23 protein-coding genes and 1 other RNA gene are annotated in these 24,046 nt (G+C 39.9%); 21 read left to right on the forward strand and 3 right to left on the reverse strand.

Features of this window, described 5'->3' with window-relative positions:
• Window positions 1-7 precede the first annotated feature (7 nt).
• The 8 genes from GHI45_RS02775 to GHI45_RS02810 all read left to right on the forward strand — a co-directional run bounded on the left by GHI45_RS02775 (window position 8) and on the right by GHI45_RS02810 (window position 9,236).
• Window positions 8-1,387, forward strand: a complete 1,380-nt coding sequence (locus GHI45_RS02775; protein WP_147778969.1) for a cell wall metabolism sensor histidine kinase WalK — start codon at window positions 8-10, stop codon at window positions 1,385-1,387.
• A 128-nt stretch (window positions 1,388-1,515) separates the two neighbouring features.
• Entirely contained in the window at window positions 1,516-3,282 is a 1,767-nt protein-coding gene (locus GHI45_RS02780) for a 1-deoxy-D-xylulose-5-phosphate synthase (RefSeq protein WP_147778970.1), read from the forward strand.
• A 9-nt stretch (window positions 3,283-3,291) separates the two neighbouring features.
• A complete protein-coding gene (yidD, locus tag GHI45_RS02785; protein WP_147778971.1) occupies window positions 3,292-3,579 on the forward strand; it encodes a membrane protein insertion efficiency factor YidD in 288 nt (95 codons plus the stop codon).
• 97 nt (window positions 3,580-3,676) lie between these two features.
• Window positions 3,677-5,107, forward strand: a complete 1,431-nt coding sequence (locus GHI45_RS02790) for a 6-phospho-beta-glucosidase (protein WP_147778972.1) — start codon at window positions 3,677-3,679, stop codon at window positions 5,105-5,107.
• Window positions 5,108-5,242: 135 nt separating this feature from the next.
• Complete coding sequence (locus GHI45_RS02795) at window positions 5,243-6,004, forward strand: demethylmenaquinone methyltransferase (RefSeq protein ID WP_147778973.1); 762 nt, start codon at window positions 5,243-5,245, stop codon at window positions 6,002-6,004.
• Window positions 6,001-7,557 carry a ClC family H(+)/Cl(-) exchange transporter gene (locus GHI45_RS02800; protein WP_147778974.1) on the forward strand — a complete coding sequence of 519 codons (1,557 nt, stop codon included), beginning with the start codon at window positions 6,001-6,003 and terminating at the stop codon, window positions 7,555-7,557. The genes GHI45_RS02795 and GHI45_RS02800 overlap by 4 nt, the downstream gene beginning before the upstream one ends.
• Before the next feature lie 91 nt (window positions 7,558-7,648).
• Window positions 7,649-8,641: a Gfo/Idh/MocA family protein gene (locus GHI45_RS02805; protein WP_147778975.1), complete on the forward strand. Its 993-nt coding sequence runs from the start codon at window positions 7,649-7,651 to the stop codon at window positions 8,639-8,641.
• 220 nt (window positions 8,642-8,861) lie between these two features.
• Window positions 8,862-9,236, forward strand: a complete 375-nt coding sequence (locus tag GHI45_RS02810) for a thioesterase family protein (protein ID WP_147778976.1) — start codon at window positions 8,862-8,864, stop codon at window positions 9,234-9,236.
• Window positions 9,237-9,389: 153 nt separating this feature from the next.
• Here GHI45_RS02810 and udk read toward each other — a convergent pair whose 3' ends face one another.
• Window positions 9,390-10,025, reverse strand: a complete 636-nt coding sequence (gene udk, locus GHI45_RS02815) for a uridine kinase (protein ID WP_187230047.1) — start codon at window positions 10,023-10,025, stop codon at window positions 9,390-9,392.
• A gap of 380 nt (window positions 10,026-10,405) precedes the next feature.
• On the opposite strand from udk, the gene pta reads away from it, so the two are divergent.
• The 5 genes from pta to GHI45_RS02840 all read left to right on the forward strand — a co-directional run bounded on the left by pta (window position 10,406) and on the right by GHI45_RS02840 (window position 13,022).
• A complete protein-coding gene (gene pta / locus GHI45_RS02820) occupies window positions 10,406-11,380 on the forward strand; it encodes a phosphate acetyltransferase (RefSeq protein WP_147778978.1) in 975 nt (324 codons plus the stop codon).
• A 98-nt stretch (window positions 11,381-11,478) separates the two neighbouring features.
• Window positions 11,479-11,886, forward strand: a complete 408-nt coding sequence (locus GHI45_RS02825; RefSeq protein ID WP_147778979.1) for a hypothetical protein — start codon at window positions 11,479-11,481, stop codon at window positions 11,884-11,886.
• Window positions 11,887-12,002: 116 nt separating this feature from the next.
• Entirely contained in the window at window positions 12,003-12,428 is a 426-nt protein-coding gene (locus GHI45_RS02830) for a LytTR family DNA-binding domain-containing protein (RefSeq protein ID WP_187230044.1), read from the forward strand.
• Window positions 12,425-12,808 carry a DUF3021 family protein gene (locus tag GHI45_RS02835; protein ID WP_147778981.1) on the forward strand — a complete coding sequence of 128 codons (384 nt, stop codon included), beginning with the start codon at window positions 12,425-12,427 and terminating at the stop codon, window positions 12,806-12,808. The genes GHI45_RS02830 and GHI45_RS02835 overlap by 4 nt, the downstream gene beginning before the upstream one ends.
• On the forward strand, window positions 12,798-13,022 hold the full coding sequence (locus GHI45_RS02840; RefSeq protein ID WP_147778982.1) for a hypothetical protein: 225 nt from the start codon (window positions 12,798-12,800) through the stop codon (window positions 13,020-13,022). The genes GHI45_RS02835 and GHI45_RS02840 overlap by 11 nt, the downstream gene beginning before the upstream one ends.
• Before the next feature lie 34 nt (window positions 13,023-13,056).
• Here GHI45_RS02840 and GHI45_RS02845 read toward each other — a convergent pair whose 3' ends face one another.
• Window positions 13,057-13,842, reverse strand: coding sequence for a Cof-type HAD-IIB family hydrolase (locus tag GHI45_RS02845; RefSeq protein ID WP_147778983.1), 786 nt, complete (start codon window positions 13,840-13,842; stop codon window positions 13,057-13,059).
• A 69-nt stretch (window positions 13,843-13,911) separates the two neighbouring features.
• Here GHI45_RS02845 and GHI45_RS02850 point away from each other — a divergent pair, with 69 nt between their 5' ends.
• From GHI45_RS02850 to GHI45_RS02880, 7 genes are all read left to right on the forward strand, one after another.
• Window positions 13,912-16,215, forward strand: coding sequence for a DNA translocase FtsK (locus tag GHI45_RS02850; protein WP_147778984.1), 2,304 nt, complete (start codon window positions 13,912-13,914; stop codon window positions 16,213-16,215).
• Window positions 16,212-17,219 (forward strand): DNA polymerase III subunit delta, encoded by a 1,008-nt coding sequence (holA, locus tag GHI45_RS02855; protein ID WP_147778985.1) that lies wholly within the window; start codon window positions 16,212-16,214, stop codon window positions 17,217-17,219. Before GHI45_RS02850 ends, holA begins: the two co-directional genes overlap by 4 nt.
• Before the next feature lie 52 nt (window positions 17,220-17,271).
• Window positions 17,272-17,664, forward strand: a complete 393-nt coding sequence (locus GHI45_RS02860) for a DivIVA domain-containing protein (protein WP_147778986.1) — start codon at window positions 17,272-17,274, stop codon at window positions 17,662-17,664.
• Window positions 17,665-17,691: 27 nt separating this feature from the next.
• An RNA gene (gene rnpB, locus GHI45_RS02865) (RNase P RNA component class B) lies at window positions 17,692-18,078 on the forward strand.
• A 121-nt stretch (window positions 18,079-18,199) separates the two neighbouring features.
• Window positions 18,200-19,354 (forward strand): class I SAM-dependent RNA methyltransferase, encoded by a 1,155-nt coding sequence (locus GHI45_RS02870; RefSeq protein ID WP_147779134.1) that lies wholly within the window; start codon window positions 18,200-18,202, stop codon window positions 19,352-19,354.
• Between the two features lie 95 nt (window positions 19,355-19,449).
• Entirely contained in the window at window positions 19,450-21,327 is a 1,878-nt protein-coding gene (locus GHI45_RS02875) for a cell division site-positioning protein MapZ family protein (protein WP_147778987.1), read from the forward strand.
• Window positions 21,328-21,409: 82 nt separating this feature from the next.
• Window positions 21,410-21,634, forward strand: a complete 225-nt coding sequence (locus GHI45_RS02880) for a helix-turn-helix domain-containing protein (protein WP_147778988.1) — start codon at window positions 21,410-21,412, stop codon at window positions 21,632-21,634.
• Window positions 21,635-21,690: 56 nt separating this feature from the next.
• On the opposite strand, the gene GHI45_RS02885 is transcribed toward GHI45_RS02880, so the two are convergent.
• The gene (locus GHI45_RS02885; protein WP_147778989.1) at window positions 21,691-22,773 is read right to left on the reverse strand and encodes a Xaa-Pro peptidase family protein; all 1,083 of its coding nucleotides are present in this window, start codon (window positions 22,771-22,773) and stop codon (window positions 21,691-21,693) included.
• A gap of 252 nt (window positions 22,774-23,025) precedes the next feature.
• Here GHI45_RS02885 and GHI45_RS02890 point away from each other — a divergent pair, with 252 nt between their 5' ends.
• A complete protein-coding gene (locus tag GHI45_RS02890; RefSeq protein WP_147778990.1) occupies window positions 23,026-24,021 on the forward strand; it encodes a substrate-binding domain-containing protein in 996 nt (331 codons plus the stop codon).
• Window positions 24,022-24,046: the final 25 nt, after the last annotated feature.

Below are 24,046 nucleotides of genomic sequence, written 5' to 3' on the forward strand. Positions count from 1 at the left end.
AAAGCAGATGAATAAAATTGTTAACAAAATAAAGTCTTCTGCAATTGTTAAAAATGATGGGAAAAATTTCCTTCATTTTTTTCTAGCTTTTACAGTGATTTTTGTGGCGTTGACTTTGATTATCATTCAAGTCATGCGAAGTGGCTTGTATAAAGGAACAGACCAAAACTTACAAGATTTATCACAAAATCCTGATTTTTTGTCTAGCCTTGTCATCCATCAGAAAAATTCAGATGGGACAAATAGTCCGGTCGGTGGCGACTATGGGCCAACCAACAGTGTTTTATTTTATGATGCCAATGGCAAGCTCATGACTTTGGGCTCAAGCACTGCTGTAAATGGCACGTCATCAACAAGTTCTGATGAACAATCGACCACATATAATTTGGAAAAAGCAGCGACTTTTAATAAAAAATACGTGGGGACCATTCGTTCAGTTTCTGTTCATAACCCATATGGCGCTAATTTGAACTATCGTTATCTGACACAAGAATGGGTCACGCAGTCAGGGCTGACAGGCTACATTCAAATTTTTACCAATGTGGATCAGCTACGTGAGTCTTTGCAACGGAACACCTTGATTGTCATCACAACCATGACGATTTTCTGGCTCATTTCAATCTTGATCAGTCTGTATCTGGCAAACTGGACCTTGCAACCAATCATGTTGGCATACGAAAAGCAAAAAGAATTTGTCGAAAATGCATCGCATGAATTGAGAACGCCACTTGCCATTTTACAAAATCGTTTGGAATTGCTTTTCCAAAATCCAACGGCTACCATCATTGATGAATCAGAAAACATCTCCGAAAGTCTGTCAGAAGTGCGGAATATGCGTCTTTTGACGACTAACTTGCTCAATTTGGCAAGAAGAGATTCAAGCATCAAAATTGAGCCACAAGAGACATCAGCCGAATTTTTTGAAAGTATCTTTTCAAATTATGGCATGCTGGCTGAAGATGCGGAAAAAGAGTTTGTAGGGACTGTCAAAGTTGACGGAAAAGTCAATTTGGATCAGTCTTTGGTCAAACAACTGATGACGATTATATTTGATAATGCAATGAAATACACTAATGACGATGGTGCACTTACCATTGACGTGGCGAAGGTTGGGGGCTTTTTGAACATTACTGTTGCGGACAATGGCGAAGGCATTTCTGATGAAGACAAGAAACGCATTTTTGATCGTTTTTATCGGGTTGATAAAGCGAGAACACGCCAAAAAGGTGGACTCGGCTTAGGCCTGTCGCTTGCCAAACAAATTGTAGATGCTTATAACGGTAAAATTACGGTTGAGGACAATCAGCCGAAAGGAACCAAATTTATCATCAAGTTAAAATTGGAAAACGCTGGTGCAATTCAAGCACGTATTTTTCAAAAATTATAAGTTGTAAGATGAGTGCTTAAAGCCCTCATCTTTTTTGATATTTTTATTTTATTTTTAAGAAAAAAGTGGTAAAATCGCTCTTATAAAACGTTTTGCCTTGAGGGTTTGCGGAGGCCAAAGGAGAGAAAATGTCAATATTAGATCATGTTAATTCACCAGCAGATGTCAAAGCGTGCACAGCAGAAGAACTTCAAATGCTTGCGAAAGAAATTCGCGAGGCTTTGCTCAATAAAGTCAGTCAAGTAGGGGGACACGTTGGCCCAAATCTTGGCGTTACCGAAATGACTATTGCTTTGCATAAGGTTTTTAATTCACCCGTTGATAAATTGATTTGGGACGTGAGTCACCAAACCTATCCTCATAAGCTGTTGACTGGGCGTAAAATCGGCTTTACAGAAGGACATTTCCATGACATCACGCCTTATTCGAGTCAAGAGGAAAGTGAACACGACTTTTTCACGGTTGGACACACGTCAACCTCAGTAGCTAACGCTCTAGGCTTTGCCAAAGCGCGTGATTTGACTGGGGGCAGTGAAAATATCATTGCTATTCTCGGCGATGGTTCATTTTCAGGCGGTTTAGCATTGGAAGCCCTAAACAATGCAGGACAATTTGACGGCAATCTGATCATCATTTTAAATGATAATCAAATGTCGATTGCTGAAAATCATGGTGGACTTTACACGCATTTGGAACAGTTAAGAGAAAGTCAAGGGCAACTTGAAAACAACGTCTTCAAAGCTTTTGGACTGGATTATCGTTATCTGGAAAAAGGAAATGACATCAATGAATTGATACGTTTGTTTGAAGAAGTCAAAGACATTGATCATCCAATTTTGTTGCATATTCATACGATTAAAGGGTTAGGTTATGCACCTGCTGAGAATGACAAAGAACATTGGCACTGGCATGTTCCATTTGATTTGGAAACTGGGATGAGTTTGTCAAGGCCGTCTTCTGAAACTTATGTTGATCTTTTGATGGACTACATGGATCAGAAAATGCAAGAAGGGCAACCAATTTTGGCCATCAATGCAGGGATTCCAATGGCTTACAATCTCAAAAAGTTTGCGGATCGCTATCCTGAAAATTATTGGGACGCAGGTATTGCAGAACAGTTTACAATCACATTTGGCGGAGCTGCCGCGCTTTACGGTGCAAGAAGTTTCATTTTCCATAATTCGACATTTGCACAACGGGCGCTGGATCAATTTATTCATGACCTTGCCATCAATGAAGAACCAGCCATTGTCTTTATCAAAGGCGATGTCATTAATGGCAGCGACAAAACGCATCAGGGCGGTTTCGCACGAGGCTGGCTCTCGAATATTCCAAATCTGATTTATCTTGCGCCAACCAGCAAAGAGGAACTCCTCAGCATTCTCGATTGGGCAATCAGCCAACACGAACATCCAGTGGTTATTAATCTTCCTGAACATGGCGTTGAAAGCCGTCCGTCAGTACTGACAGACTTTAGTCAGCCGGCCTATCAACTGATGAAAGCAGGCGAGCGCGTCGCCGTTCTAGGTCTTGGTGGCATGTATCGTCATGCTGAAAAGGTGGTCGCAGCCCTTGCAACAAAAGGCATTGATGCAACTTTGGTCAATCCGCTTTTTGTCAGTCAACTGGATACTTCATTTTTGTCAGCACTGACAGAAAATCATGAGCTGATTGTCAGTTTTGAAGACGGTGTTCTTGACGGTGGATTTGGTCAAAAAATCGCTGGTTTTCTTGGAAGATGTCCAGTCAAAGTCTTGAATTTCGGGGCTGAAAAAGAATTCAATGACGAAGTGCCTGTTTCTGAACTTTATGATCGTTATCATTTGACCGTTGATTTGGCAGTTGCTGATATTTTAGAAGCGCTTGAGCAGGATAATCTTTCAGAAATAGGGTAAAATATAAGCATGAAAAAAATATTTATCGCCCTTGTGCGATTTTATCAACGCTTTATTTCACCACTCACACCACCCGCTTGCCGTTATTATCCGACGTGTTCCAACTATATGCTTCAAGCTGTTCAAAAACATGGGGCAGGAAAAGGAGTAATCATGGGGACTTTTCGGATTTTACGCTGTCATCCCTTCTGCCAACCAGGCTATGACTTAGTGCCAGATCATTTTACCATTAAACGTAATTGGGAAGAACCAACCAAAGCATTAAAAAATGAAATCAACTCACAGCATCATCATTGAGTTGGTTTTTCTTATTTTTTTCTCATTAAATGAAAACGTTTTATTTTTCACAAAAAAATGTTAGAATGAGAATAGAATAAAAAAATTGGAGGATTCTATGCCATTTAAAAAAGATTTTCTTTGGGGCGGAGCAACCGCTGCTAACCAATGCGAAGGTGGATACAACTTGGGTGGACGTGGCCTTGCTAACGTTGACTTGGTGCCACATGGAAAAGACCGTTTCCCGATTATTACGGGACAAATGAAACATTTAGACTTTGATGACCACCATTTTTATCCTGCTAAAGAAGCGATTGACATGTATCATCACTGGAAAGAAGATTTGGCCTTATTCGCTGAAATGGGCTTTAAAACTTACCGCATGTCACTTGCTTGGACACGTATTTTCCCGAATGGCGATGATGCTGTGCCAAATGAAGAGGGCCTTGCCTTTTACGAAGACATCTTCAAAGAATGCAAACGTTTGGGAATTGAACCTTTAGTGACCATCACGCATTTTGATTGTCCTATTCATTTGATTAAAGACTACGGTGGCTGGCGTAACCGAAAAATGATTGATTTTTATGAGCGGTTGGCACGTACGATTTTTACACGCTACAAAGGTCTGGTCAAATATTGGTTGACTTTCAATGAAATCAACATGCTGCTGCATGCACCATTTATGGGAGCTGGTATTGTCTTTGAAGAAGGTGAAAACCAAGAAGAAGTGCTCTATCAGGCGGCTCACCATGAGTTGTTAGCTTCGGCACTTGCAACGAAGATTGCTCATGAAATTGACCCAGATAATCAAATTGGTTGTATGCTTGCGGCTGGCGATTATTATCCTTACGACTGTAATCCTGAAAATGTGCTTGAAGCGCAACGGTTGAATCGTGAAAATCTCTTTTTCATTGATGTACAATCTAGAGGCTACTACCCAGCTTACAAGCTTAAAGAATTGGAACGTAAAGGCATTAAATTACCAATTTTAGAGGGCGACTTGGAACTTTTACGTCAACATACGGTCGATTTCATTTCCTTCAGTTACTATTCGAGCCGAGTGGCGCGTGTGCAAGAAGGAGCGGAGCAAGCAGGCGGAAACATCTTTGAATCTGCTAAAAATCCTTACCTCAAATCAAGCGAATGGGGCTGGCAAATCGATCCAGAAGGCCTTCGAATTACTATGAATACGGCTTATGACCGCTATCAAAAACCACTTTTTGTTGTTGAAAATGGCTTGGGTGCAGTCGATAAACCTGATGCGGATGGCTTTGTGGCTGATGATTACCGCATTGCTTATATGGCTGCGCACATTGAAGCCATGAAAGCAGCAGTCGAAATTGACGGCGTTGAACTATTGGGCTATACCTCATGGGGCTGTATTGACCTTGTGTCAGCAAGTACAGGCGAGATGTCCAAACGTTACGGATTTATCTATGTTGACCGAGATGATGAAGGCAACGGAACTTTAGAAAGAAGACCGAAAAAATCATTTGCTTGGTACAAACAAGTGATTGAAACAAACGGCGAAGACTTATCAAATGAGTAAAAAATTCTGGGGAAACCCAGTTTTTTTGTACTGTTGATGAGGTTTTATTTGAAAGTAGTTGGTGGATTTTATTTGTGGGCATTTTTTGTTAAGTTAAAGTCATTCTTGGCCTTATTTTTTGATATAATAAAACTTATGGTAGAAGTAAAAGAAGAAAAAGTACAAGAAATATTTAATCACATCTCAAAAGACTATGACCGCATGAATGCCATCATCAGTTTTAAACAACATGATTTATGGCGAGCACAAACCATGAAAAAAATGGCACTTAAGCCTGGACAAAAAGTTCTTGATTTGTGCTGTGGAACAGGCGATTGGACACTTGATAGTGCAAATGCAGTCGGTAAAAATGGGGATGTAACAGGTCTTGATTTTTCTGAAAATATGCTAGAAATTGCCAGAGAAAAAGTTGCGCTCAGAGCTGACAAAAACATTACGCTCAGAGCTGACAAAAACATTACGCTCATTCAAGGAAATGCCATGAGCTTGCCTTTTGCTGACGAAAGCTTTGATGTGGTAACGATTGGCTATGGTCTGCGGAACACGCCAGATTATTTGACGGTACTCAAAGAAATGCAAAGGGTACTGAAAAAAGGTGGAAAAGCGGTCTGTATTGACACGTCGCACCCGACATTTCCAGTCTATAAACAGGCATTTGAGTTTTATTTTGAAAAAATGATGCCCTTATTTGGTAAAGTTTTTGCCAAGTCTTTTGAAGAATATCAATGGTTACAACAATCCGCAAAGGATTTTCCAGATGCTAAAAAATTAAAAAAATTGTTTGAAGAAGCTGGTTTTACCAGCGTAGAATATAAATTGCATGGTGGTGGTGCTGTCGCGACTCACTTTGCTCAAAAAGCGAAGGCAACATCAAACATTCGGATAGGAAAAAAATGAAACTAAAGGACCTTGAGACATCTCCCAAAAAAAATTTGTATCTGATTGGTTTAAGTGTGCTAGTTGGTTTGACAGCAGGACTTTTAGCCAGTCTTTATCGACTGGTTTTGGAGAAAGCTGAGGCCTTTGGCCGTTTTGCTTATGCTCAAGTGCTTCATGCGCCAATGCTTGCACTCATTCTCATTCCGAGTCTCCTCTTGATTGCGGGAGTCATTACTTTCATGATGAAAAAATACCCCATGTCAAGTGGCTCAGGAATTCCGCAAGTTAAAGGCCAACTCCAAGGCACATTCAAGGCAAATTGGTTCACGACTGCCTTTGCAAAATTTGTCGCAGGTTCATTAGCCATGCTTGGCGGACTTTCACTCGGGCGAGAAGGCCCTTCTGTCCAACTTGGCGCTTCAATGGGACAAATGGTAGGTGGGAAATTAGCCCAAACGGAACGTCATCGGCGGATTTTGATGGCATCAGGTGCATCAGCAGGGCTTTCAGCAGCATTCAATGCCCCTTTATCGGGTGTTATGTTTACTTTAGAAGAAGTTTTCAAATACTTTTCACCCTTGCTTTTATTGACCTGTATGACGTCGGCCATTGTATCAGATGCCGTGTCTCAGTTGTTTTTCGGAAGAGGCTCCGTCTTTCACTTTGTCGTCAAAGGCGAAATTGCCCTCCAGGATTACTGGCTTTTAATTATTTTAGGTCTTATTTTAGGAGCGTTTGGTGCTCTCTACAATACGACTCTGCTGGCTGGTCAAAAATGGATGAATAAAATCTCAAATGTCTATTGGCGTGTGGTTTTGTCATTTGCTGCAACGGCAATCATGGCTATGGTTTTCCCTTTGGTCATCGGATCTGGACATAGCCTAATCAATCAATTAACTTTTGGTTGGGGACTGGGCTTTTTACTTCTGGTTCTTTTAGGGAAATTCTTTATTTCGATGATTTCCTATGTTTCAGGCATTCCAGGTGGGATTTTCTTTCCCCTGCTTGTTTTAGGAGCGGTCATCGGGGCAATCTTTGCCACACTTGCGATTAACGGCTTGAATTTACCAGAAAGTTGGTATGCAAATTTTGTTATCTTAGCTATGGCAGGAACATTTACGGCTATTGTTCGCGCACCAATGACAGGAATTTTGCTTTTGGTTGAGATGACGGGATCCTTCTCATACTTGTTGCCTTTGGCTTTGGTTTCTTTGGTGGCATACGTTGTGGCAGATTTGTTCAATTCAGAACCGATTTATGACTCTCTTTTGGCCAATATGTTGGCTGATAAGTCCAATCATACTGAAGAAACGCTAGAGGGACAGTTGGTCATTGAAACCATTGTTCAATTTGATTCGAAAGCAGGAAATAAACGGATTGCACAATTGGTTATGCCGCATGATTGTCTGATTGTTGCCATTCATCGTGTGGGAAAAGACATCATTCCAAATGGTCAAACGGAGCTATTGGCGGGCGATTATTTGACGCTGATGATTGGCCAAAATAACGAAGGTGAGACGAGACGACAAGTCCAGAGTTTGTTCAGCGAAAAAGAGCTGACAGAAGAATAAAATGATGGAAACGCAATCAATAAGCTTTTTAAAATATTTTTTGATATACTAGAGTCAGTTATCAAATGAACATAAGAAAGAGGAAGCAGAAATGTTGAAATTAGGAATCATTGGGACAGGGTGGATTAGTTCATCTTTTGTTGAAGCGGCCCAGATGACCAAACGTTATAAGTTGGAGGCAGTTTATTCACGACGTTTGGAAAGTGCACTCTCTTTTTCTGAAGATTTTTCTCATGTGAGTCTATATGATGAATTGGACGAGTTTTTTGAACATGAACTCGATATTATCTATATTGCCAGTCCTAATGCTGTCCATTTTGAACAAGCTAAGGCTGCGATTTTAGCAGGAAAAAACATCATTGTTGAGAAACCTGCTTTCTCAAATCCAATGCAACTGGCTGAAATCATCGCGCTTGCGCAAGAAAAGAATGTCTTATTCTTTGAGGCAGCACGTAATATTCACGAAAAAGCATTTGAAGTTATCCACAATTTCTTATCAGATAAAACCGTTGTTGGTGCAGATTTTACTTATTCAAAATATTCATCAAAAATGCCAGCACTTTTAAGAGGCGAATTGCCAAATAAATTTAATGCAAAATTTTCAGGCGGTCTCTTGGCTGACTTGGGTGTTTATTTGTTGTATGCAGCTATTTATTGGTTTGGAGCACCTAAATCTGCCAAATATGACGCGGTCGTTTTGCCAAGTGGCGTTGACTTGTCAGGTGTTGGAAGTCTTGATTATGGTGACTATAAAGTGGCGCTCAAGTGTGCAGGAAATCTTAACAGCTACTTGCCTTGCGAAATTTATACGACTGAGGGCACTTTGATTTTGGACAGCGTTAATGCAATCAAATCTGCTAAGTTTGTCAAAAATGACGGCGGGACAGAAAACATCAAAATTTCTGCAGCTAAACATAGTTTATACGATGAAGCAGTGCATTTTGCAGAAATCTTTGAGACACGCGAGACTCAGTCATCAAAATATCTTTACGAAGACCTCCTTGAGACCGCAAAAGAAGTTGCTCAAACCAGTTATTTGATGCGTCAAGATGCAGGAATTGTTTTCGCTGCAGATAAAGCCTAATGACTTTTGAAAATATGATTTGTCAGCACTGACAGTGCTGATTTTGTTCCCTTAGTTAAGTCGGATATAACGAGAACCTCCTAAGTTCTTGTCCCCAGTTCGAATCTGGGAGGGGACATAAAATAGACTAAAAGCCCTGCTATAAGAGGGCTTTTTTATTGTTGACCTTCAGGACAAAAAAGAATATGATAAAGCTATCATATCAAAAGAAGGTATAAAAATGCGTCAGGTAAAAATAGGTGCCACAGGTCGTGCCAGTCTTGTCGTTTCTCAAAGTCAAACTGCTAAAAGCGTTGGCAGCGGCGATTTGGATGTTTTGGCAACGCCAATTATGATTGCGCTAATGGAAAAAGCAGCTTCACTTGCCATCCAAGAATTTTTGGAGGAAGGCGAAACCAGTGTAGGAACGCAAATCTCAACCAGTCATGAGCTGGCAAGTCACATCGGGGCAGAAGTAGAGGCATTCGCGCGTGTTGTCAGTACTGACAGACGACGAGTGGACTTTGAAATCGAGGCAAGACAGGGCGAGCAGCTTCTTGGCAAGGGACTTCATTCACGTTTTGTAGTAAATGCTGATAAATTTATGAGTAAATAATAAAAAAATCAATTTAGTTTTTTTTAAGTTTGTGGCTTTATAATGAATTTAGCCAAAAGCTAAAGAAACTTTTACGGTCGATACAGATTCGACACGTTTTCATAATAACTCCTAAAATAAAAAAATAGAACAAGCGTTCTATTTTTTATTATTTTAAATGGTGCCGTTATCTTGCAAAATACTTGCTACCTTGGTTGTGATAATATCAATCCCAACCGTATTTGAAACACCTTCTGGAATAATAACATCGGCATAACGTTTTGTAGGTTCGATGAATTGATGATACATGGGTTTTACGGCAGTTAAATATTGGCTGATGACTGAATCAAGTGTCCGTCCACGTTCTTCAATATCACGTCTGATACGTCGGATAATACGGACATCATCATCTGTATCCACGAAAATTTTGATGTCCATCAAGTCGCGTAAGCGTTCATCTTCAAGCACCAAAATGCCTTCGACAATCAAAACATCAACTGGTTCTTGACGGTAGGTTTTGTCTGAGCGGGTGTGATTTGAATAATCGTAAATTGGAACGTCAATCGCGTTGCCTTCCCGCAGTTCTTTGAGTTGCGAAATGAGAAAATCGGTATCAAATGCAAAGGGGTGATCATAATTTGTTTTTGTGCGTTCTTCAAAAGTCAAATTGGATTGATCTTTATAATAACTGTCATGCTCAATCATTCCGATGTTTTCGTCTGTAAAGCTCTCTAAAATAGCGTGCGACACACTAGTTTTTCCACTTGCAGACCCACCAGTAACACCAATGATAATAGGTTTGTTCAAAATGTTCTCCGATTCTTTGTAAAGCATAGCTTATGCTAGTTAATCTTTAAAAATACTGAAAGGAGTTTTATTAGATTAACCGTAGCTATACTGCCTTGCGCTCGCGCAAGAAGCGGTTTGCGTGAAACGCAAACTTTAACTTCTATGCTTTTTAGAAGTTAAATGGTATTAGAAAAATTTTCACTTACTATTTTATCATAAAATAAGCCAACCGCGTCTTCCTTTCTCTGAATTATTTTATATTTTCATTTTTGAAACGCTTTATTTCCATTTTTAAAATTGCTCAAAAAGCTGATGCTTAGGAAATGGCAATGCTTACTTTTTTTTCAAAATATGATATACTAAAGGAGAACATGAACAAATAGAAAAGAAGGAATTTATAAATGGACTTGTTTGAATCTCTAAAAGCTAAAGTTGGCGGAAAAGGCCTTAAAATTGTTTTCCCAGAAGGAACAGAAACACGTATTTTGGGAGCTGCCGCACGTCTTTATGCAGAAGGTTTGCTTTCACCAATTTTGATTGGTAATGTTTTTGAAGTTCGTGCTGCTTTGACTGCGCGTGGACTTAATGTTGAAGGTTTCCAAATCAATGACCCAGATAATTGTGATCGTTTTGAAGAATTAGTTGCTAAATTTGTTGAACGTCGTAACGGCAAAGCAACAGAAGAACAAGCACGCAAAATGTTGCGCGACCCTAACTATTTCGGAACCATGCTTGTTTACACTGGTATCGCTGACGGAATGGTTTCAGGTGCTGTTCACTCAACTGCTGATACAGTTCGTCCAGCCCTCCAAATTATCAAAACAAAACCAGGTGTCAAATCAGTTTCAGGTGTCTTTGTCATGGTTCGTAACAACGAACGTTTCGTTTTTGGTGACTGTGCCATTAACATCAAACCAGATGCAGCAACACTTGCTGATATTGCCGTAGCATCAGCTGAAACAGCAAAATTGTTTGATATTGAGCCTAAAGTTGCCATGCTTTCATTTTCAACAAAAGGCTCTGGTAAATCAGAAGATGTTGATAAAGTTGTTGAAGCAACAAAAATTGCTAAAGAAGCTCACCCAGAAATCGAATTGGACGGCGAGTTGCAATTTGACGCAGCATTCGTTCCAAGCGTTGGCGCTCAAAAAGCTCCAGGTTCAGATGTAGCTGGTCAAGCAAATGTCTTTATCTTCCCTGATATTCAAGCTGGTAATATTGGCTACAAGATTGCACAACGTTTGGGCAATTTCGAAGCCATTGGCCCAATCCTTCAAGGATTGAATGCACCAATCTCTGACTTGTCTCGTGGCTGTAACGAAGAAGACGTTTATAAACTTGCTATCATTACAGCAGCACAAGCGCTTAATAAATAAAAATTAAAATGAAGAACAGATTTAATACTGTTCTTTTTTTGTTTCATGATATAATAGTAAAAGCTGAAAAAAGAATTTTGAAAGATGAGTATATCGAAATGAAAAAATCACGTATTGCTGCTTTAGTCGGTGCCATCCTGTTTAGTTTGGTTGCCTTCTTAGGTTTATTTTTGATTATCACTGCATGGCTGTTGACGTCAACAAAAGAGTTGCAAACCACATTGAGTTTAGATGGCGTTAGCCCACAAGTGATGATTACAGCACTTGTCATTGCTTACGGATTATTCTTCATCTTGACCGCATTAAATTGGGTTGCCTTTGCCAAAATGGAAAAGCAACCAAAATGGGCGCGTTATTATTTAGGGATTGGTATTTTTTATCTTTTTGCTTCGATGGTAAATGGTACTGGGCTTGTCGTAACCTTGCCCGTATCGCTTTGTTTCATCTTGGCTTATGTCTTCAAACGTAAAGAAATAAAAGAGGCTGTCAGTACTGACACAAAATAAAAAAATGAGCCAGTGAAGGTTCATTTTTTTTCGTCCCTCAATATGTCCAATCCGTCCCTTAAGCGCTTGTCATATGGACTTAAAGTGGTAAAATGAAAGCAGCAAAGGGGGCGAGCATGAAATTATTTAAACACATCGACTCAAAACTGCGAGAAACTGAGATAACGATAGCAGCAACTAATGAAGTTGATTTTGAACGTTACGCAAGACTTTTGGCCAATCGAATTCAAGTGGAAACGGTAGACGGCTTGAAAGTCATTGCTTTGTCAGATTTAATCTATGTAGAAGCCGAACGGAATTATTTATATTTACATCTGAACGATGACAGTCTCAAAGTCAGAAGCCCGCTCTACAAGCTTAAAGAGAGTCTGGGGGCTGATTTTATTCAAGTCTCACGGTCTTATCTGATTAACTTTAAGGAGCTGACATCGGTTGAGGCAGATTTTGTCAATGGCATGGTTGGGCGAGTGGGGAAATTCAAAATTCCGATTTCTCGAGCTTATCTGAAAAATGTGTATGAGAGAATGGAGATGGAAAAATGAAAGCATATTTGAAAGCAGGATTTGCCGGTGTTTTGATTGCTGGACTGATAACTTTATTGGTTTACTTGTCATATGAACCCTTATTCTATTCTGTTGCAATCGTTCAAGCCGCCCTGCAAGGTGTCTTATCTCAGTTTGTTTATACCAGAAGAAAATTACCTTATCTTTTCCGCATCATGATACAAATGGTGGGCTCGTGGGCCTTGGCCGCTTCTTGTTTTTTAGTCATTCCTGATGGATGGGGACATCCGAGTTTAGGTCAATTCTCACTCAACTGGTTTGTCATTTGGCTGGCCATTTATGTCTATTTTTATCTTAGTAATCATCATGAAAGTAAAAAAATCAATCAAAAATTAAAGGACATTTCACATGAAAAATAAATTTTATCGCTTTCCAGTCGGTGCTGCAACGACCTTTGCCTTTTTTGCCATCGGCATGTGGACAGGTCAATGGGGCAAAGCATGGGTCATTTTCTTACTCAATCCATTGCTGTATTGGCTGATTGACAGACCGAAAACAGAAAAAGAAGTTCCTGTCAGTGCTGACAAAAGTACAGGCAAACACGAAAAAGATGACAGCTGGGGCGAATTTTAAAGTAGAAATAAAAAAGCAGTGAAAGCACTGCTTTTTATAATATCCCCCAATGTTTGAAGGCATTGACAATTCCGTGGTCAGTGTTTGCAGTTGAGACAAAATCAGCAATTTCCTTGAGTTCATCAACGGCATTTCCCATGGCTGTTTTATGGTCAGCGGCTGCCAGTAAATGCAGGTCGTTTCGTCCATCGCCAAAGGCATAGGTTTCTCCTTTAAAACCAAGGCTTTTAACGACTTGCTCAATTCCAGTTCCTTTGTTGGTTGTGATGTTGGTGACGTCAATCGAACTTGGTGAATTCATGAAAAAGTTGAGTTCAGGCACTTCAGCCTTGTAATAATCCACTTGTTCGAGTGATCTAGAAAGCACCAAAAGCATGTTGACTTCGTCAACTAAGTAAGCCTCAGGATTGATGGCAGGCATGGGCATGTGTGTATAAGCATAGGCAATTTCGGCATTTTCCGTTAGGCGATTGAGCCAATAACCAGAGCCATTGTAGAAAGAAAGGGCTTCTTGATGTGGTGCCGCGGCTTTTAGCAATTTTTCGATGGCAGTTTTTGGGATTGCTTCCTTGTAAATGACTTCGTTATCCAGTTCAATATATTGACCATTCATCGAAATCGCACCTGTGATACCCGTTTTTTTCATAATGTCATCAAGTTCAAAATTTCCACGACCAGTTGCAATAAAAGGCAAGACCCCATTTTCTCGAATCTGATGAAGTGCAGAGACGACCTCATCATCAAGCTGACTTTTGCTATTGAGCAAAGTCCCATCGAGGTCGAAGAAGGCTAATGCCTTGTAATCATTGATATTTTTCATAATTTTATTGTACCAATTTATGATATAATTGTAAAAGAAAATAATAAATGGATGAGTGAAAAATAAGAGATGGCGACAAAGAAAAAAACAACAAGAAAACCAACCAATAAAGAAAGACAAATGCGTGCGGCAAATCGGCGCATGATTAGTTTTTTCATCGGAATTATTATCATTGTGTTCGCCCTAGCGCGCTTGGGTATTTTTGGTATGTTCCTCTACAATTTGACCCGTTTATTTGTCGGTTCTTTAGCTATTTTACTTTTGCTTAGTGGGCTGATTTATATGATTTTAGCTCGTTTTAGAAAAAGTATTTTGGAGCAAAATAAAAAGTTAATTCCCGCTTTTATCTTAATCTTTTTAGACTTAATTTTGGTCTTTCAAGCGCAGTTTGACAAGGTTTATGGCAATAGTAGCACCATTTCATTTGTCTGGTCTCAGTTGACCTTGGGCAAGGTAACGCATTTTGCAGGCGCAGGTATGATTGGTGCAGCCATTTTCGGCCCCGCAAAATCTCTCTTTTCTGTCATTGGGGTCTATTTCATCACAGCGCTCTTATGGTTGATTGCCCTCTACCTTTTAGCTCCAGGTTTAGCGCCAAAAGTCAAAGAACATTTGAGCGAAAAGTTGGCGCAATCACGTGCCAAACGTGCCGAGAAAAAAGAAGCTAAAGCCAAAGCGAAACGTGATGCGGAAGTCATGGCACAACTGGCAGCAGAGCAAGAAGAAACTTCAAATAAAAGCCACGAAAATCAACTGGAAAATATGGATTATTCCTCAGTTGATGAGCCTGCCTTTGAACGTCCTGAAGTTCCGATTTCGATTGCAGAACCTGCCTATCCAGCGCCTGCAAATGAAGGTGCGGATGATTTTTCTGAAGAGGCGATTGATTTTGAGAAACCGATTTACGAAGGTAATTATCAACTGCCCACCATTGATTTATTGGCTGAAATTCCTGTCAAAGACCAGTCAGCTGAGCGTGAAAATGTTCGGAAAAACATTCACATTTTGGAAGAAACGTTCAGTTCTTTCGGGATTTCTGCTACGGTTGAATCAGCTGTTGTCGGCCCATCCATAACAAAATATGAAATCAAACTTGCAACTGGTGTCAAGGTCTCTCGTGTGGTCAATTTGGCTGATGATTTGGCACTTGCCTTAGCAGCAAAAGACGTCCGCATTGAAGCACCTATTCCTGGTAAATCATTGGTCGGTGTCGAAATTCCTAATGCTGAAGTTGCAACTGTTGGCTTCCGTGAAATGTGGGAAAATGCAAAAACAAATCCCGAAAAATTACTTGAAATTCCACTCGGAAAATCACTTGATGGGGGCATGAAAATCTTTGATTTGACACGGATGCCGCATTTACTGATTGCAGGGTCAACCGGTTCAGGTAAATCCGTTGCCGTCAATGGAATTATCACCTCAATCTTGATGAAGGCTTTACCAAGTCAAGTCAAGTTCTTGATGGTCGATCCAAAAATGGTCGAACTTTCAGTTTACAACGATATTCCTCACCTCTTGATTCCAGTAGTAACCAATCCACGTAAGGCCGCGCGTGCGCTGCAAAAAGTGGTTGACGAAATGGAAAACCGATATGAATTATTCAGCCGTTTTGGCGTTCGTAACATTTCAGGTTACAATGAAAAAATCGAGCGTTTCAATCAAGACTCTGATCAAAAAATGATTCCATTGCCCTTGATTGTTGTCATTGTTGACGAACTTGCAGACTTAATGATGGTAGCCAGTAAAGAAGTTGAAGATGCAATCATTCGACTTGGACAAAAAGCGCGTGCCGCTGGTATTCATATGATTTTGGCAACGCAACGGCCTTCTGTCGATGTCATTTCTGGTTTGATTAAAGCCAATGTCCCTTCTCGTGTGGCTTTTGCAGTGTCATCAGGGACAGATAGTCGAACAATCATTGACCAAAATGGTGCTGAAAAACTGCTTGGTCGTGGGGATATGTTATTCAAACCAATCGACGAAAATCATCCCATCCGACTTCAAGGCTCATTTTTAAGTGATGATGATGTTGAAGCGGTGGTTGATTTTATCAAAAATCAATCCGAAGCCCAATATGATTTGGAGAATTTTGATCCAGGCGAAGCCAATGAAGATGATAGCCGAGGAGGCTTTGGAAATTCAAATGAAGCTTCTGGAGATCCTTTATTTGAAGATGCAAAAGCCATGGTTATTTCGGCTCAAAAAGCATCAACAGCCCAGCTCCAACGCGCATTGAAAGTTGGTTTCAATCGTGCCTCAGATTTGATGAATGAACTGGAAACGGCCGGTATCGTTGGCCCTGCAAAAGGAACAACCCCTCGTAAAGTCCTTGTGACACAAGATGGCGAGTTTCTGGATGGAGAAATTGAATGACGGTATTTGAACAACTGGAACAAATGAAAGCAAACGGTTTTCCGAAATTTGTCGTCGTTTCAGGCGAAGATGAAGCCATTATTCAAGAAATCAAGGCACAATTCTTGGAAAGCGTACATTATGACCCAACGGACTTGAGTCAATCTTATTTTGATTTAACGGCGAATAATGCGGATTTGGCCCTTGAAGAATTGGAGTCTTTGCCTTTCTTCTCAGATTCAAAATTGGTTATTTTTGAAAATCTGTCCAATCTGACAACAGAAAAGAAATCTGTCTTTGATGACAAACAGATCAAACGTTTTGAAAACTATATTGATCATCCAGCAGAATTTACACAACTATTTTTGATCTTGCATGGCAAGCTTGACAGTCGTTTAAAAATTGTCAAAAAGCTCAAAAAAATGGCTGATTTTCTGGAGGCAAGCAAGGTTAAACGGAACGAGATTTTGCAATACCTGCTAAAAAACAATCCTACTTTGAAGGCGCCTGTTCTCAATCTGATTTTGGATAAATCCAATGAACAATTTGCGATTGTCAAGCAAAACATTGCATTATTGCAAGCTTATGCACCTGATCGTGAGATTACACGGGATGATGTTGAAAAAGTTGTGCCAAAGTCACTGCAAGATAACATTTTTTTGTTAACAGAATTGGTAATTCGTGGTAAAATAGAAGAGGCGAGAAATTTGGTTCATGATTTGACCCTACAAGGCGAAGAAATCATCAAATTGACTGCAATTCTGACAAATTCTTATCGTCTTTATTATCAAACGAAAATAATGCAACAAAAGAAATGGCCTGAAACTAAGCAAACAGAGCAATTAAAGATCAATCCCTATCGGATAAAACTAGCCAACCAACTGGTACGTTCACTTCCAGCTTCCTATTTTTCAGAAGCGCTTCTTGAGTTAATTGATTTGGATTTCCAACTCAAAAGGAGCAGTGCCGATAAAAACTATCTTTTTGACCTCACACTTATTAAATTAACCTTGAAAAATCGGTGAAAATTTGATATGATTGTTTGTGGACATTTTATTATGAATAAAAGAGGAAAAAATGCCAACTTATAAATTAACCCCAAAAGATATTTACGAAGCAGATTTTGACACCAAAATGCGTGGTTTTGATAAAGAACAAGTCGATGAATTGCTTGACGATGTCATCCAAGACTATGAATCTTATCAATCTGAAATCTTGCGGTTACAAGAAGAAAATGAATTTTTGAAGAAAAAAATTGCAGAATTGGAAATGCAAGTTTCTAAACCAAACAAGGCCAATTTTGACGATACGCAAAGATTTGAACCAAATATGTTTAGAAGTAGCGCACAAGTCGCTCCTAAGCCAAAAGTTGAAATGCGTAACCCTAGCAACTTTGACTTGCTTAAACGGATTAACCGTTTGGAACAAGCCGTTTTTGGAAAAAATGCATTAACAAACGAAGGCGAATAAACGCCAGCAACGATGAATTAAATAACAGTTTTCGGATGACTGCGCGAAATGATACCCAAAGTTACTTTGAGCATCTGTTTCGTGAGGAAAGTCCAGGCTCGTGCGGTGCTGAGATGCCCGCAGTGATTGTGTCAGGCGAACAAATAAGCCTGAGTAGGAGCGTCACTCCTAACGGCGGAGATGAGAGCTAAGGTTTTTACTATGCTTGATTTTCTGTAAAGTGCCAAAGAGACGATGTCGGCTGGAAACAGTCGAAGTGGAACGTGGTAAACCCCTCAAACGAGCAACCCAAACATATGGTAGGGGCATTCTGGCAGCCGAATTGAAGGCGTGCCGGAGATTGCGAAAGCAATAGACAGATGGTTATCGAATGTAAATCTAAACATTTACAGGAACAAAACTTGGCTTATAGAAAACTGATGACACGAGCTAGGGCGTTATGCTCTAGCTCATTTTTTTAGCACAAAACACAAGGGACAAAGCGAGTTTTTGTCCCTGTTGACACATTTTATAGGATAATTTAGAGAAAATGAGTATGAAAAAAAACTTTAAACTAATGGCGACAGCTTCAGCAGGTCTGGAAAGTCTAGTTGCCAAAGAATTACGCAATTTGGACATTCAAAACGTAAGCATTGATGACCGTTCTCGTGTTTTTTTTGACGGCGATTTAGCAACGATTGCGAAAGCAAACCTTTGGCTCCGTACTGCTGACCGCGTCAAAATCGTTGTAGGCGAATTCAGAGCGAAAACATTCGATGACTTGTTTGAAGCTGTTTATGCTTTGGACTGGGAAGCGCTCATTCCATTTGGTTGTAAGTTCCCAGTAAGCAAGGCAAAGTCAGTAAAATCAACCTTGCACAATGAACCTTCTGTTCAAGCCATTACCAAAAAAGCAATTGTTAAAAAGTTGCAGACTGCTTATCATCGTCCCGAAGGAATTCCAATTCCTGAAAATGGGGCTAAGTTCTCTGTTGAAGTAGCCATTCATAAAGACATGGTAACGGTAACGATTGATACAACGGGCGAATCTTTGTTCAAACGTGGCTACCGCGAAGAAAAAGGGGAAGCCCCTTTGAAAGAAAATATGGCAGCAGCCATTATCATGTTTACAAACTGGTTGGCAAATCCAAAACGTCCATTTATTGACCCAACGTGTGGTTCTGGAACCTTTACTATTGAAGCAGCCATGCTGGCATTAAATATGGCACCTGGGATGAACCGTGATTTTGCTTTCTTAGCTTTCCCATGGTTTGATGAAGCAATTTTTAAACAAGAAAAAGCACGTGCTCAAAAACAAGTGAAAACGGATTTGGAGCTGGACATTCAAGGCTTCGATATTGACGGAAAAATGGTCGAAATTGCTAAACGTAACGCGCTTGCAGCTGGACTCGTAGATGTGATAAAATATAAACAAATGCGTCTCCAAGATTTCAATACAACTGCTTTGGACGGCGTTTTGGTTTCCAATCCACCTTACGGTGTCCGTCTTGAAGATGAAGAAAAAGTCATTCAATTATACGGAGAAATGGGTCAAACCTTTGCATCTCTGGAAACATGGAGCAAGTATATTTTGACCAGCGACGTTGAATTTGAGCGTCATTACGGACAAAAAGCAACGAAAAAACGCAAGCTCTATAACGGAACTTTGCGAACAGATTTGTATATGTATTTTGGTAAACGCATCAAATAATTTTTCGATATACGGACGCGCTTAAAGCCAGCTTTTTGAGTGCGTTCGTATAGTGAAAGTGAACGTTAATTATTCACATTCAAATGAGGAGAAAAATGACATCTAAAAAGAAAAATAAAGAAAAACAAATTGGCGAAAAAACTTTAAAATTAAACGATTTAAATGATTTTACAGTCGGTGAGATTGTCGAAAAATCAAAACGAATTTCGAAAGACAATGACGAAAACGAAACCGTCCTTGATAAATATATCCGACAACACCGTGGCGAAATTGAAGAAGCAAAAGGAAAAGAGCTGGATCAATTTGTCAAAGCCGAACGTGCCAATTTAAAAGAGCCAAAAGCTAAAACTTCTGACGAGCGCTTCAATGAACGTGTCAATGAAAAAATTGCGGCCAAAAAAGGAGTTGATTTCGAACCTGTCAGAGCTGACAAAAAAGCAAAAGTGGAAATTGAAGAAACGAAAAAGGCAGACGAAGGAGTTGAAATGCCCGAGTCTGAAGCAATTTCAGAAGTTTCGACAGTGGATGCAGATGCCGAAGAAAAACAGACTGACAAAACAATCGCTCGTGAAGAAAAGGGCCCTGTTTTTGACGCTGTCACTGTCGTTGACGAACCTGTCAAAGCTGACAAACCAGCTGTAACCAAGTTGGAAGATAAAGTAACAAAAACAGCAGAAGCAACAGTCGGCTCAGCTCCCCTTGGTAGCCAAACGCCTGAGCCACAAGAGGCAGAGGCAAAAGTAGAACTTGCGAAAGCTGATGTTTCAGAAGAATTGATGCCAGAATTGACAGAAACAAAACCTGAGACAGAAACAGCAGTAGAGGCTGAAACCGAGATTGAAGCAACGCCGCTCAAAACTGAGGAAGCTAAAGTTACAGCAATACCGGTGCCAGTTCAAGCGAAGCGTTCAGCCAAGGCAGAAAAGAAAGTCAACCCAGCTCCTGTTTCTGAACCTGTTTCAAGTCTTGTCAGTCCTGATGAAAGTGATGATGCGCCTACGAAATCAAAACGAACACCCATTATCATTGGCGTGTGCGCACTTATTTTGATTGCGGCAGGGGGGACTTATTTTGCCACTCAAAATGCCAATCAAAAATCGCAAACTGTCCAAACAAGTTCAAGCTCAAGTGCTGCTAAAACGGACGCTCAAGCTCAGTTTGACAAAGATTATCAAAATTTCTTCGTTGACAGCGCACAAACACAACTGAGAAATAGTCAATTTTCGAAAACTGCGACCTTAAAAGCTGATGTTAAAGCAATTACGAATGCAGATGAAAAAATCAAGGCAAACGATAAATACACCAAACTTTTGGCACAAATTGATGCCATCAAGGCTGTTAATGCCTTGTTTGAAACGGATATCATCACAGATGGTACCCTTGGAAAAGCAACGCTTAAAACAGGTATAACTATCCCAGCTGTTCCAACAACTTCAAACAGCAAATTAAATAGCTTGCTTCAACAAGCCATTGACGAAGCAAAATCACAAGAAACTTCAAGTAAGACAGCAACGGCTCAATCAAGTGCCAAAGCGTCCGCTACAAGTCAAAGCAGTGCCGCAACGAGTAAGACGACAACGTCTGGTTCGAGTGCCACAAGTCAGTCAAGTACGACACAAGCGGCTGCGACAAGCGATGGACTCAGCGCGACAGGTGTTACTTTGCAAGTGTCACAATCACGCGTGACACCACAAGCCAACTTGAATGTGAATGACCCAGCCTTTACTTGGGCTGCCGGAATTAAAGAGACCGTTTTGAATAAATGTCGCACGCGTGGTTATATCAGCGGCAATAATTACATCATGGTTCCTGTTGCAATACATACAACCAACGGAAATGGCTCTCCAGCAGGGATTGTTAGCGGTTATTACAACCTCTATGCACCAGACGGACGCTATCTTGTCACCATAAATTGTAAAACAGGCTACTTTTTCGGCAATGGAAGTAACCACCAACTTGATTTTTCCGAATAAAAGGTGTAATATATAAATTACGACAGTGAAGGAATACTTTTTTCATGGTCGATTAATTTATTTATTATTAATTGGAGAGATTATGACAACATTTTCTGAACGTTTAAAAAACGAACGCCTTAAAAAAGGCTTTACTCAACAATACGTTGCCGACCACATTTCAAGAGGACGCATTACTTACACCAACTGGGAAAATGGAAAACGTGAACCAAGTTTCACGTCATTAGTTGGCTTATCAAATGTACTTGAAGTGTCTGCGGATTATTTACTTGGTCTTAGTGAAGTTAAAACCATTAAAACAAAATAAGAGACGTCAAAAAAACAGAAGTGAATGCACTTCTGTTTTTTTATTTGATTTACTGATTAGAAAATCATCAAATCATGATTGGTTTTAGTAAAGCTTTCGCATCCTGTTTCAGTGACATAAAGGCAGTCTTCAATACGCACGCCGACTTTCCCTGGAATGTAAATTCCTGGTTCATTTGAGAAGCACATGCCTTCAGTGATAACCAAGTCATTTCCACCAACGATTGAAGGATATTCGTGAACATCCATTCCGATCCCGTGACCAAGACGGTGGTTGAAGTATTCGCCGTAACCCGCTTTAGTGATAATATCACGGGCAACGCCGTCAATTTCTTGAGCTGTAACACCTGGCTTGATAAAGTCCATAGCGGCTGCCTGAGCTTCTTTAACGATGGCATGGATATTTGCATCAAAATCATTTGGTTTGCCAATAGAAATCGTTCTTGTGGCGTCTGAGGCATATCCATTGCTCATGACACCGAGGTCAAAGAGCAAAAGTTTGTTGTCTTGAATTTTAACTTCTTCAGGAACACCGTGTGGATTTGCTGCTCTAGCACCTGATAAAACAATCGTTTCAAAGGACATTTGTGGCACACCCATACGTTTCATTTCGTATTCGATTTTGGCAACGACATCAGACTCAGTCCGGTCAATGTTTGAGTAATTAAAACCGATTTCGAAACATTTATCAGCAAAGTCGCCAGCCACTTTCATTTTTTCAATTTCGTCGGCTGATTTAATCAAACGCATCCGTTCGATAAGTGGTGTTAAATTAACAAATTCAACGCCTGAAAATTGAGCTTTCAAGCCTTCTGTTTTGGCAAGTGGAATATCAGAATATTCAACAGCAATTTTTTTAACATCCACTTTTACGTGTTGACGAATGACAGCCCATGGATTTTCAGCGTCTTCGTAACCAAAAACATCAAATCCACTTGTTTTTTCTTTGGCTTTTTCAACTTCCAAAGCAGGTGTGAAAAGCATTGGAGCTGCAGCCTTAAAAATCATCAATCCGGCAATACGTTCATGCGGATCAATGGCAAGACCCGTCAAGTAGTTCAAGGTCGTAGGATTTGTGATAAAGGTCATATCAACATTGTTTTCTTCTAAGAAGTTAGAGATGCGTTCAATTTTACTCATGTTTTCCTCCAAAATGAGATAGGCATATAAGTATTTTTATTTTCATAATTACTAATATCATTAAATAATTTGAAAAACTAGTTAAAATAGATGAAATATGTCTATAAAAGTATTATAATATTATTTTACGCTATTTTTCAATAAAAATCACGCATTTTATGATTGAAAATGCTTTCATCATCTGTTATAATATGGTATGAAAATGGTTTTCAGAAAACGCAAACAAAAATAAGGAATGAGGAAGAAGAATAAATGGTTGAATCGACAACTACAATTTATGATGTCGCACGCGTAGCAGGCGTTTCAATGGCGACAGTCAGCCGTGTTGTGAACGGGAATGCAAATGTAAAGGAAAAGACACGTCAGAAAGTTTTAGACGCCATTGCAGAACTTGATTATCGTCCAAATGCGATTGCACGTGGTCTTGCCAGCAAACGTACAACGACTGTAGGTGTGATTTTGCCTACAATTACATCGCCATATTTTGCTGCCATTGCGCGCGGAATTGATGATGTTGCTTCAATGTATAACTACAATGTTGTTCTTGCAAACTCTGACAATGACGAAGAAAAAGAAGGAAAAGTCATCGAAAGTTTCCTTTCAAAACAAGTTGACGGAATTGTTTTCATGGGAAGTTCACTTTCTGATGGCATCCGCAAACAACTTGTCGGCACACGCACACCTGTTGTCTTAGCTGGTGCGATTGATGGTGACAAAGAATTGGCTTCTGTCAACATTGACTACCATTTGGCTGCCTACCAAGCCACTGCAAAATTGGCAAAAACTAGCAAAAAAGTTGCTTACGTTTTGGGTTCATTGAATGATGCTGAAAATGTTGAACGCATGGTTGGTTATCAAGAAGCCCTTACTGAAGCAGGTCAAGCATTTGATGAAAGTCTTGTTTTTGAAGGAAATTACACTTATGAAAATGGCCGTAGCTTAGTTCAACGCTTGATTGATTTGGGTGTAAGCTCTGCTGTCGTTTCTGTTGATGATGTAGCCGTAGGTGTTTTGAATGCTCTTCAAGAAAAGGGTGTTAAAGTACCAGAACAATTTGAATTGATTGCTGGAAGTAATTCACCATTGACACAATACTCATATCCATCATTGACTTCTGTTAATCAACCTTTGTATGATTTGGGTGCTGTTTCAATGCGTTTGTTGACAAAATTGATGCTCAAAGAAGAAGTTGCTGAAAGTCAATTGATTTTGGCACACGAAATCATCAATCGCCATTCTACAAAATAAGAAAAATGAAACTGATGTTCTATCA

Source organism: Lactococcus sp. dk101 (assembly GCF_009601055.1).
Lineage (GTDB): Bacteria > Bacillota > Bacilli > Lactobacillales > Streptococcaceae > Lactococcus.

Coding starts and splice junctions, on each gene's coding strand:
- GHI45_RS02795 (WP_147778973.1), top strand. CDS start 5,243: ATGGTAGAAGTAAAAGAAGAAAAAGTACAAGAAATATTTAATCACATC.
- GHI45_RS02880 (WP_147778988.1), top strand. CDS start 21,410: ATGACAACATTTTCTGAACGTTTAAAAAACGAACGCCTTAAAAAAGGC.
- GHI45_RS02875 (WP_147778987.1), top strand. CDS start 19,450: ATGACATCTAAAAAGAAAAATAAAGAAAAACAAATTGGCGAAAAAACT.
- GHI45_RS02810 (WP_147778976.1), top strand. CDS start 8,862: ATGCGTCAGGTAAAAATAGGTGCCACAGGTCGTGCCAGTCTTGTCGTT.
- GHI45_RS02775 (WP_147778969.1), top strand. CDS start 8: ATGAATAAAATTGTTAACAAAATAAAGTCTTCTGCAATTGTTAAAAAT.
- yidD (WP_147778971.1), top strand. CDS start 3,292: ATGAAAAAAATATTTATCGCCCTTGTGCGATTTTATCAACGCTTTATT.
- pta (WP_147778978.1), top strand. CDS start 10,406: ATGGACTTGTTTGAATCTCTAAAAGCTAAAGTTGGCGGAAAAGGCCTT.
- GHI45_RS02870 (WP_147779134.1), top strand. CDS start 18,200: ATGAAAAAAAACTTTAAACTAATGGCGACAGCTTCAGCAGGTCTGGAA.
- GHI45_RS02845 (WP_147778983.1), bottom strand. CDS start 13,842: ATGAAAAATATCAATGATTACAAGGCATTAGCCTTCTTCGACCTCGAT.
- GHI45_RS02790 (WP_147778972.1), top strand. CDS start 3,677: ATGCCATTTAAAAAAGATTTTCTTTGGGGCGGAGCAACCGCTGCTAAC.
- GHI45_RS02885 (WP_147778989.1), bottom strand. CDS start 22,773: ATGAGTAAAATTGAACGCATCTCTAACTTCTTAGAAGAAAACAATGTT.
- GHI45_RS02800 (WP_147778974.1), top strand. CDS start 6,001: ATGAAACTAAAGGACCTTGAGACATCTCCCAAAAAAAATTTGTATCTG.
- GHI45_RS02860 (WP_147778986.1), top strand. CDS start 17,272: ATGCCAACTTATAAATTAACCCCAAAAGATATTTACGAAGCAGATTTT.
- GHI45_RS02840 (WP_147778982.1), top strand. CDS start 12,798: ATGAAAAATAAATTTTATCGCTTTCCAGTCGGTGCTGCAACGACCTTT.
- GHI45_RS02835 (WP_147778981.1), top strand. CDS start 12,425: ATGAAAGCATATTTGAAAGCAGGATTTGCCGGTGTTTTGATTGCTGGA.
- GHI45_RS02830 (WP_187230044.1), top strand. CDS start 12,003: ATGAAATTATTTAAACACATCGACTCAAAACTGCGAGAAACTGAGATA.
- GHI45_RS02850 (WP_147778984.1), top strand. CDS start 13,912: ATGGCGACAAAGAAAAAAACAACAAGAAAACCAACCAATAAAGAAAGA.
- holA (WP_147778985.1), top strand. CDS start 16,212: ATGACGGTATTTGAACAACTGGAACAAATGAAAGCAAACGGTTTTCCG.
- GHI45_RS02825 (WP_147778979.1), top strand. CDS start 11,479: ATGAAAAAATCACGTATTGCTGCTTTAGTCGGTGCCATCCTGTTTAGT.
- GHI45_RS02890 (WP_147778990.1), top strand. CDS start 23,026: ATGGTTGAATCGACAACTACAATTTATGATGTCGCACGCGTAGCAGGC.
- GHI45_RS02805 (WP_147778975.1), top strand. CDS start 7,649: ATGTTGAAATTAGGAATCATTGGGACAGGGTGGATTAGTTCATCTTTT.
- GHI45_RS02780 (WP_147778970.1), top strand. CDS start 1,516: ATGTCAATATTAGATCATGTTAATTCACCAGCAGATGTCAAAGCGTGC.